The organism is Rhodoplanes sp. SY1 (assembly GCF_046000175.1).
Taxonomy (GTDB): Bacteria; Pseudomonadota; Alphaproteobacteria; order Rhizobiales; family Xanthobacteraceae; genus Rhodoplanes.
Map to the genome: position 1 here is coordinate 1 of NZ_JBEOMB010000414.1, position 541 is coordinate 541.

Annotated in this window: 1 protein-coding gene; it reads right to left on the reverse strand. The window is 64.3% G+C overall.

Going from position 1 to position 541, the window contains the following annotated elements; genetic code table 11:
• Positions 1–541: hypothetical protein (locus tag ABTU92_RS30040; RefSeq protein WP_408095192.1), on the reverse strand; the 541-nt coding region annotated here is incomplete at both ends.

Below are 541 nucleotides of genomic sequence, written 5' to 3' on the forward strand. Positions count from 1 at the left end.
AACCGCCGGGCGATCGCATTCATGGTCTGCACCAGCATGCCCTCTTCCTGCCAGTACGACCAGATCAGCTCGAGCAGGCAGGGGTGGGTGAGGCGTTGCCGCAACACGCCGTAGCAGGTGTTGACCCGATCGTCGCGATCGGTGTCGAGCGCGAGGAGGTCGACGTCGCCGATGTCCTGCTCCTTGATCCCGTTATCCTTCAGCTTGCGCCGGACGAGCGCCAGGTAGGGCAGCATGCGGTCGTCGAGGCGGTTGGTGTAGTCATCCCAGAGCGCTTCGAGGTCGCCCGGGCCGATATTGAGCACGACTCTCTCGTTCACGTAAGCCGCGTCCGCGGAGTCGAACATCGAGCCGTCCGCTGCGCCGACGATGCCGCAATTGGCCATCACGAAGGCCTCGGTCGCCGCCTTCACGTTCCGGTAGGCGTCGGTGTCGGTGAACGGCAGAGCCCGCCGCGCCGTCTTCGAGAAGTCGATGCTCGGATCGACGAAGCGACCGCGGTCGTTGCAGAACACCCACTCCATGAAGTCGAGATAGCGGT